Annotated in this window: 10 protein-coding genes; 7 read left to right on the forward strand and 3 right to left on the reverse strand. The window is 65.4% G+C overall.

Annotated elements, in window-relative coordinates; translation table 11 throughout:
* Positions 1 to 48: 48 nt before the first annotated feature.
* The 3 genes from BST40_RS09105 (at position 49) to BST40_RS09115 (ending at position 2,575) form a co-directional block, all read left to right on the forward strand.
* Positions 49 to 906, forward strand: a complete 858-nt coding sequence (locus BST40_RS09105; protein ID WP_075546763.1) for a class I SAM-dependent methyltransferase — start codon at positions 49 to 51, stop codon at positions 904 to 906.
* A gap of 313 nt (positions 907 to 1,219) precedes the next feature.
* Positions 1,220 to 1,426 carry a hypothetical protein gene (locus BST40_RS09110; protein WP_082275366.1) on the forward strand — a complete coding sequence of 69 codons (207 nt, stop codon included), beginning with the start codon at positions 1,220 to 1,222 and terminating at the stop codon, positions 1,424 to 1,426.
* A 105-nt stretch (positions 1,427 to 1,531) separates the two neighbouring features.
* Positions 1,532 to 2,575 carry a M48 family metallopeptidase gene (locus tag BST40_RS09115; RefSeq protein WP_075546764.1) on the forward strand — a complete coding sequence of 348 codons (1,044 nt, stop codon included), beginning with the start codon at positions 1,532 to 1,534 and terminating at the stop codon, positions 2,573 to 2,575.
* 7 nt (positions 2,576 to 2,582) lie between these two features.
* Here the strand turns inward: BST40_RS09115 and BST40_RS09120 are convergent, their stop codons facing one another.
* The gene (locus BST40_RS09120; protein ID WP_075546765.1) at positions 2,583 to 3,728 is read right to left on the reverse strand and encodes a hypothetical protein; all 1,146 of its coding nucleotides are present in this window, start codon (positions 3,726 to 3,728) and stop codon (positions 2,583 to 2,585) included.
* Between the two features lie 3 nt (positions 3,729 to 3,731).
* The gene (locus tag BST40_RS09125; protein WP_075546766.1) at positions 3,732 to 4,427 is read right to left on the reverse strand and encodes a cutinase family protein; all 696 of its coding nucleotides are present in this window, start codon (positions 4,425 to 4,427) and stop codon (positions 3,732 to 3,734) included.
* A 111-nt stretch (positions 4,428 to 4,538) separates the two neighbouring features.
* On the opposite strand from BST40_RS09125, the gene BST40_RS09130 reads away from it, so the two are divergent.
* From BST40_RS09130 to BST40_RS31540, 4 genes are all read left to right on the forward strand, one after another.
* Entirely contained in the window at positions 4,539 to 5,363 is an 825-nt protein-coding gene (locus BST40_RS09130) for a TIGR03560 family F420-dependent LLM class oxidoreductase (RefSeq protein ID WP_075546767.1), read from the forward strand.
* A gap of 70 nt (positions 5,364 to 5,433) precedes the next feature.
* Positions 5,434 to 5,664: a DUF167 domain-containing protein gene (locus BST40_RS09135; RefSeq protein ID WP_075546768.1), complete on the forward strand. Its 231-nt coding sequence runs from the start codon at positions 5,434 to 5,436 to the stop codon at positions 5,662 to 5,664.
* Positions 5,665 to 5,762: 98 nt separating this feature from the next.
* Complete coding sequence (locus BST40_RS31065) at positions 5,763 to 6,047, forward strand: hypothetical protein (RefSeq protein WP_075546769.1); 285 nt, start codon at positions 5,763 to 5,765, stop codon at positions 6,045 to 6,047.
* 575 nt (positions 6,048 to 6,622) lie between these two features.
* Positions 6,623 to 7,003 carry a hypothetical protein gene (locus tag BST40_RS31540; RefSeq protein ID WP_241780229.1) on the forward strand — a complete coding sequence of 127 codons (381 nt, stop codon included), beginning with the start codon at positions 6,623 to 6,625 and terminating at the stop codon, positions 7,001 to 7,003.
* A gap of 116 nt (positions 7,004 to 7,119) precedes the next feature.
* Here BST40_RS31540 and BST40_RS09150 read toward each other — a convergent pair.
* A partial coding sequence (locus tag BST40_RS09150) for an MFS transporter (RefSeq protein ID WP_142276717.1) occupies positions 7,120 to 7,976 on the reverse strand: 857 nt, incomplete at its 5' end.

Below are 7,976 nucleotides of genomic sequence, written 5' to 3' on the forward strand. Positions count from 1 at the left end.
TTTGCTTGCGCACCGCGGCGGACTTCGCCGGGATGCTATAACGCCTCTATGTCAGGCTCTGAGTGCGGCGACGGGTACGTCATCACACATGTTTCCGACACGGCCAGGTTGACGGCCCTGCATCGGGCCACCGAATCGGCCCGACCCGACGCATTGTTCAGCGACCCGCTTGCCCAGCGTCTGGCCGGTCAGCACGGGCGCACCATCGTCCGGCACGCCCCGTGGACACTTCGTAATGGTTGGTGGCTGGTCGCACGCACCAAAATCATCGACGACACCATTGCCAGGGCAATCGCGCACGGCTGTGACCGGGTGCTCAACCTGGCCGCCGGATTGGACACTCGACCGTATCGGCTGAATCTGCCCTCCCGGCTGCGGTGGATCGAAGCCGATTTGCCGCAGTTGCTCGCCGAAAAAACCGAATTGCTTGCCGACCAGACACCGCGATGCCAATTGATTCGCAGCGCCGTTGACCTGGCCGACCCGCTTGCTCGCACGGCGTTCCTCACCGAGGCCCTGGACGGCGCCGCCAATGCACTGGTCCTAACCGAGGGCTTGTTGATGTATCTGGACGAGCGGGACGTCGTCGCGCTTTCGGAAGCGATCCGCCGACCCGAAGTCGGGTGGTGGATGCTCGATTTCGCCGGTCCGGGTCTGAAGAAGATGATGAACAAGAGGATGGCCGGCATGCTGGAGAATGCGCCCTTCATGTTCGCGCCTGATAACGGGCTGGCCTTCTTTGAAAGCCTCGGCTGGCGAGTAGCCGAATCGGAATCACTGTTTACCGCCGCAAATCGATTTCACCGGTTGCCCAAATCCATGCGCGCAGTCGCATGGTTGCCCCAGCCTGATCCGCGTCATCCGGGCCGTAGACCTTGGAGTGCGGTGGCACTGCTCACGCAGTGAATAGATCCAACTGCACAAATTAACGTCTCCGCGGATTTTCGCTGCGGCCGATAACAATTCGCCCCAAAAGCGAGCACAGCGCATCATCAACTTCCGGTTTTCGGATCCGCCGGCAATGCAACAACGTGGTTCAGTGACCGACCGGCGGGCCGCCGTTGGCGCCACACCTGCGGAAACGCCCGGCGCCCCCGGAAATTCATGGCTAATTCTTATCTAAAGACACGGTTTGATCACAGGTTTGCTAAGAATCCTAACTTTACGTTGCACAGCGCCGTGTGAACCTGAGTCGGTGGGATGAGAGGAGCAGACAATCGTGGCGAAGGCATCAGGGGCAACGGTGATCAGTCTGGAGTCACACCCGGCTTGGATTGCGGCCCAGCGCCGAGAAAGTCAAATGCTGGCGGAAATGCGTCGTCATCCCGCATATCTGGGTCGTCAACGCGCAGCAGCAATGGGCCACGATGTCGGCGCCGGTGTGCCCGCCACCCCGGGATGGGTCAGCGCCGACGCACCGGCCTAGAGCTGGCCTAGAGCTGGCCTAGAGCCCCAAAGCCCGCCCACATCCAGTTGAATGGCGCCCCGCGCCAGCCTCCGTATCCTGATACGGAACACCGAGGGGAGCGCCATGTCTCAGACACCCGCAACCACCCGCACCACCTTCCCCGGCATCAGCTCGCGCGCCTGGGAGCATCCCGCCGACCGGACCGCGTTATCGGCGCTGCGCCGCCTCAAGGGCTTCGACCAGATCCTGAAACTCCTCTCGGGAATGCTGCGCGAGCGTCAACACCGGCTGCTCTACCTGGCCAGCGCCGCCCGCGTCGGGCCGCGCCAATTCGCCGACCTCGACGCCCTGCTGGACGAATGCACCGACGTTCTGGACGCGCCGGCCAAGCCCGAGCTGTACGTCGTGCAATCGCCGATCGTGAACGCGTACACGATCGGGATGGAGCAGCCGTTCATCGTGATCACTTCCGGGCTCTACGACTTGATGACCCACGACGAACTCCGATTCGTGGTGGGTCACGAGCTGGGCCACGCGCTGTCCGGCCACGCGGTGTACCGCACGATGATGATGCATCTGATGCGGTTGGCACGGTCGTTCGGCATTGTGCCGGTGGGCGGCTGGGCGTTGCGCGCCATCATCGCCGCTCTGCTGGAGTGGCAACGCAAATCCGAGCTGTCCGGCGACCGGGCCGGGTTGCTGTGTAGCCAGGACTTGGACACCGCGATCCGGGTCGAGATGAAGCTCGCCGGCGGTAGCCGGTTGGACAAGCTGGATTCAGAGGCCTTTTTGGCCCAAGCGCGGGAGTACGAACGATCCGGAGACATGCGCGACGGGCTGCTCAAGCTGTTGAACCTGGAACTGCAGACACATCCGTTTTCGGTGCTGCGGGCCGCGGCCCTGAACAAGTGGGTGGACACCGGCGGCTACGGCAAGGTGATGTCCGGCGACTATCCGCGCCGAGCCGACGACGACAAGTCCTCGCTCACCGACGACCTGGGCCAGGCTGCCCGGCACTACCGCGACGGATTCGACCAGTCCGACGACCCGCTGATCAAGGGCATCCGCGACGGCCTCGGCGGCTTCGTCGACGGCGTCGGGCGCGCCGCCACGAGCGCGGCCGACTCGCTGGGCCGCAAAATCAACGAATGGCGGCAGCCCAAATGACTGCCCGCTAGCCGGTCGACGTGACGTCGGCAGGTTTGCACACCCACGCGGCGAAGACCGGCACACCCGCCCACGGATCACCGCGCCGACGCGCACCGGTCACCGCCACCACCGCGTAGGGATGGCCGAAACGCAGCGTCGCCGACCGCGACAGCCCCGACGACACCATGGCGCTGCGTAGTGCAACCGACGTGACCGCGGCCGCCTCGAATCCCCACCGGCCGTAGCGAGCTGCCGCGGACTGCCGGGCGCTGATGTCCGGGATGTCGGGCAACATCGTCGTCGCTGCTGCGAGTGCCCGTCCCACCGCGGCGAAACCCAGGTCCGGGTCGGCGGTCAGATCGTGGTTCGAGGTGGCCGTCCAAGCCGGCAACACGACCCGGACCTGGTCACCGCCGGGCCGATGTTCCTGCGTGATCGTCCAGAATTCACCGTCGCCGAGCGTCATGTCCGTCAAGGCACGCCGGCGCACCGCGGAACCGGTTGCCTCGCGCCGGGCGATGTCGTGTGCGGCCGCCAGCACTGCTTCGAACGAAGCCTCTTGGCTCGCGATCACCGACGTCACGTGCAGGCCACCGTTGCCGACCGCGGGGTGCACCGCGACCACGCCCACATCCGCGACGTCGGTGAAGTAACCGTCGGCGCCACCGAGAGTCAACGCGTCAGTGAGCCGCGTGCTCCACGGCGACTGCAACTCGCGGGCATCGGTGACCTCGTAGGGTCGACGCCAGCTGATGCGGGTCGCCAGCGCGCTGGCCAACACCGCCGTCATATCCGACACGTCGCCGGGGAAACGGTCGATCAACCCGTCGGTGTGATCGCGAGCCCACCCATCGGCTTGCTCCTGGCTGGGGACCGGGCCCACATCGATGTCAGCCGGCAGACCACCGGGCCAGTCGTCGATACCCCACACCGCCAGCGCGGCCCGGATGACATCCGGCGGGTCGGCGAGCAGTTCGTCCAGCGCCCGGCGCGCCTGCTTGGCGTCGGTGCCGAGAACGCCCTCGATGTCGTCTCGGACCCGACCGCGCGCCACCGGCGCGGCCAGGGCGAGGAGCAACCACGCGCCCAGCGGCGACGACACCGAGTGGGCACCGGCGTGCACCCGACTGAAGCGGCGGGCGTAGCGCGTGACGAGCCGCCCGATATCCACCCGCTAGAGCTTGCCGGCGACGAAGTCGGCCGCCTGGTTGACCATGCCCGCCTGGATGTAGGCGCTGGGGTTATGTTGCGGCCAGTTCTGCTTCCACGTGTTCGGGTCGGCCGGGTTGCAGACGGGGTCCGAGCCGTGGCACAACTCGATGGTCCTGTCGTTGTAAAGCGGGCTGAAGTTGGTGATCGGACCCATCCACTGACTTCCGTTGCCGAACAACGCGACGGCGGCGATGTGCTCGTCGGCACCCGGGGGAAGCGGGCTGTCGAACCCGAATGCGGACATCGGCACCGCGAGCACCACGTCGGTGACCGCAGCGCCGAGGGAGTAGCCGCCGAGCACCAGCCGGGTGGCCGGGCAGGCATTGATCATGTACTGAACATGACGGCTCATGTCGTTGGCGCCGACGTCGACCTCGGTGTCGGCCGGGTATTTGACGGCGTAGCTGCCCATGCTCCTACCGCCAACCTTGGAGCCGAGAGTGCTGATAAACGCATTGCCGATCACGCCGGGTCCCGGCGACTCCAATCTGCCGCGGGCAAAGACAACTTCTACCTGCGGGCAATTCGCCGCACCGGCCCGCTGCGGGGCGCCCGGCGCGCCGGGCGGCAACACGGCCGCGGTGATCGTCAGCGCAGCGGAGACTGCGCCAGCCACCAACAATTGTTCAACCGACTTCACGGCAAGCGGAGCGCGCACACGAAGATGGTAGCCATTCCGGCCCAGCTGTTGGCCTGCTTGACGCTGACCGCCGGCTTTTGGCCGCGCATACGCGCCACGCGACCACGGCGCTGACCGTACTATCGCGGCATGCGGATCTCGGTCAAGTTCCACCTGAGTTTCGCATTCCCCGAACTGAAAGATTTATGGCGAAGCGCCGATCACCTTGGTTTCGAAGGGATTTGGGACTACGACCACTTCTTTGGACCATCGGAGTTCGACGAGCCGACCTACGAGGGCTGGACGACGCTGGCCGCCATGGGGGCGATTACCGAACGGGCTCGGATCGGGTGCCTGGTGACCGGCGTTACGTATCGGAATCCGGCGGTTCTGGCCAAGATGGCGGTCACCGTCGACCACATCTCCGGCGGGCGGCTCAACTTCGGCATGGGCGCGGGATGGCACGAGGCCGAGCATCGTGGGTACGGGATCGCGTTCCCGAGCCCAGCGAGCCGGGTCGCGATGGTCGACGAAGCATTGACGGTGATCCGCAAGCTGTGGACCGAGGATTTGGTGAACTTTTCCGGCGAGTTCTTCAGGCTCGAGGACGCCTTCTGCGAGCCCAAGCCCCTTCAGTATCCGCACCCGCCAATCGTGATAGCGGGTACCGGGCCAAAGATGCTGCGTCTCATCGCCCGCCACGCCGACGAGTGGAACATGTCGGCCGCAGAAGGCCCGCAGTTGTGGGGCGACGTCAACGCCCGGCTGGACAAGGCCTGTGCCGATGTAGACCGTAACCCTGCCGAGGTCCGCCGTTCCGGGCAAGTGCCCCTGCATCCGGCCTTGGCTGGACAGGTCGACGACCAACTCGCGTTGTTGCCCGAATTCGAGCAGCTGGGCTGCGAACACATGGTGTTGGCCTTTCGGCAGCCGCCCTCGCCACAGCTACTCGAGCGTTGCGCCGGTCTCACATGATGGGCGCGTGCTCGGATCGGGTTCCGCGGTTCGCGGGGCGCGACACCGCGGCGCGTTAGCGGCAACCGGCATGGCCGACATTGTCGTCGTCAAGGTGAAACCCGGCTCCCGTAAAGGTCCGCGGGTCGAGGCGGTTTCCGGCGCCGAGCTGACGATCTACGTGCCCGAGCCGGCGGTCGGCGGCAAGGCCAACGAAGCGGTTGCCCGGCTGCTGGCAGCTCACTTTCACTTGCCAAGGAGCCGAGTCGAATTGGTGTCGGGCGCGCGCTCGCGGCTCAAACGTTTCCGCATCGATCGTTGACCGGCTCCGGTTACTCGGGTGGGTAGCACCGTTCGGTGTTGGCCAAGGCGTGCCTGACCCGTGACCCAACCGCGACGGCGACGCAAGATCCTCGATGCATGACCGCGTTGACGGCTATCGCTGCGTCGCTGATTGCGCTGGGCGTCGGCTACCGCCTCGGCCTCCGCTCGGGCAGGCCACGCTGGCAGCGCCGAGCGCGCGGGGCGATACTTGCCGACGTAGCGGTCGGTGTCGTCGCGATGCTGGTGGCTCGCCGTATCCGGCGGCGGATCCGGCGGCGGACAGTCAACTCCGTGACCGTTGGGTTGACGAAACTGGTTGAGCTGCTGCGGGTTCCACTGCCGTCACTACAATCGTCGGATAGCCGTCGCCGCAATCCGTAACGGGGGCAATATCTGTCCACGTGTTTGCCGAGCCGGAACTCGGCGCTCAGCGTGGCCGACAACTATTCCGGGTGTGCCAACGAAAACCTCTGCAGTAGAAGCCTTCTGAGCAACAGTGCAGCAACTTGTCGATCGGACCTAAACCGCACAGCAACACCAGCGCTGCGGAGTCAGATTTGGGCCACGGCCCACTGCGCCTTGGCAAGTCGGCGCGTCGCAAACGCGGCGCCGCTCTTGAGTTGGGAGCACTAGCACTCACGAACAGTGTCATCGGCACCTTGACGCCATCGCCCCACCGCCCGCGGATCCCGGGGAGGACCCATTGACACCATGGTTATCGATCGCGCGATCTCGTCGGTCTGCGGATCGGCCCTTGCCGATCCCGCACCCACACAGGTGATCACCGCGGTGGCGGTCGGATCCGATGGCCAGCCGATCAATGGGTACCGCGAGGCCCCGCGCAGGGCAACGTCACTGCCGTCGATAGCTGCACGACAGCGTCGCCGTCGGCGGTGGCGGACAACATCTACTATTGCTCGCCGACCGCGGCCGATGCCGGAACCTGCTGGCCATCGATGCCGCAATCGCTTCTGTGCGTTGATAATCCGTGGGACAAGCGGTTGCATCGGGTGACCTACGGCGACCCGCTCCCAGGGGTGCGGCCGATCGCCATGCCCGATCCGTTCGCGCTGCTTCTCGACGACGGCACCCGTTGCCTGCTACGCAACGGCGGCGCCTGGGGCGGCCGCGACGACGGCTACGTCGGTGTCTACGGATGTGGCGCCCCCGACGCGAACCTCGCGGTCTTATGGCTCCCCAGCCAGGGCGCCGGGACCTGCATCGACCGCTCGGCGCCGGTATGGACGGTCAAGGTGGGGCAACTGGGCACGCCCACCGACCATTTCCCGGCGCCGCAGACCCGCGCGGTGGCCACCGTGTGGTTCGCCGGAAACTGAATAGCCGTGTCAGGAGCCGGCGTTCCGCGCGCCGCCCGTGCGCCGCTGAGACCACGCCTCCGAGTCTGTGGCGACTCCTCCGGACTCGGACGAATCATATTGCTATATAACAGTTTTCAGTCCCGTTGCGGCGCGGCGGGAAGACCGGTCGGAAACCGCCGCAACCCGAGGACGAGCGCGCCCAAGAGTAAGACCGCAGCGCCGGCAACTGCGAGTTGGACCCCACGAATGAACTCTTTGTCCGCGACCCGCACGACCAGCTGCTCCTGCGCGGACGTCATCGGATGCCCAGGTCCTATGTCAGCAGCGTGGGCGCGCGGATTTGCGCCGTCAACCACGGAGGAAAGAACCGCTGCGCGTTCGCCCGGTTCGCTGATCACCGAATCCAGACGCTCGGGCAAAGTTGCGCTGAGCCAACCCGCGAGGATGGAGCCGAGCAAGGCGACGCCGAAAATGCTGCCCAGTGAGCGCTGCAGATTGATCAGACCCGCGGCCATGCCGGCACGGTGATCATCGACCTCGGTCATACCGATACTCAACAGCGGTGTGGCGCACCCGCCAGCCCCCGCACCGAACAAGGCCAGTCCGATAATCACGATTGGCATCACGCGGCCAATCGCCATCCCGAAGAGCATCAACCCGGCAATCATTGCTGTCAGACAAATCAGCAGCGGCAGCCGAGGACCCCAGCGTTCCACCGCGCGCCCCGCAAGCAGACTTGCAATCCCAAATCCGACCGGCACTGGCAACATCAGCAGACCCGCGTGCAACGGCGAGAAGCCGCGCACGTTCTGGAAGTGCTGGGTGATGACCATCAACGTCCCGAAATAGCAGGACATTACGACGAAGTACACCAGTAGCGCCGACCGGTACACCGGGTCGGTGAACAAGCGTAGATCGATAAGCGGGAAGGCGGCGCGACGTTCGTGCTGAACAAACAACAGCAGTAACACCATTGCCACCACTAGCAATG

Source organism: Mycobacterium persicum (assembly GCF_002086675.1).
Lineage (GTDB): Bacteria > Actinomycetota > Actinomycetes > Mycobacteriales > Mycobacteriaceae > Mycobacterium > Mycobacterium persicum.

Coding starts and splice junctions, on each gene's coding strand:
- BST40_RS09115 (WP_075546764.1), top strand. CDS start 1,532: ATGTCTCAGACACCCGCAACCACCCGCACCACCTTCCCCGGCATCAGC.
- BST40_RS09130 (WP_075546767.1), top strand. CDS start 4,539: ATGCGGATCTCGGTCAAGTTCCACCTGAGTTTCGCATTCCCCGAACTG.
- BST40_RS09105 (WP_075546763.1), top strand. CDS start 49: ATGTCAGGCTCTGAGTGCGGCGACGGGTACGTCATCACACATGTTTCC.
- BST40_RS31065 (WP_075546769.1), top strand. CDS start 5,763: ATGACCGCGTTGACGGCTATCGCTGCGTCGCTGATTGCGCTGGGCGTC.
- BST40_RS09135 (WP_075546768.1), top strand. CDS start 5,434: ATGGCCGACATTGTCGTCGTCAAGGTGAAACCCGGCTCCCGTAAAGGT.
- BST40_RS31540 (WP_241780229.1), top strand. CDS start 6,623: ATGCCGCAATCGCTTCTGTGCGTTGATAATCCGTGGGACAAGCGGTTG.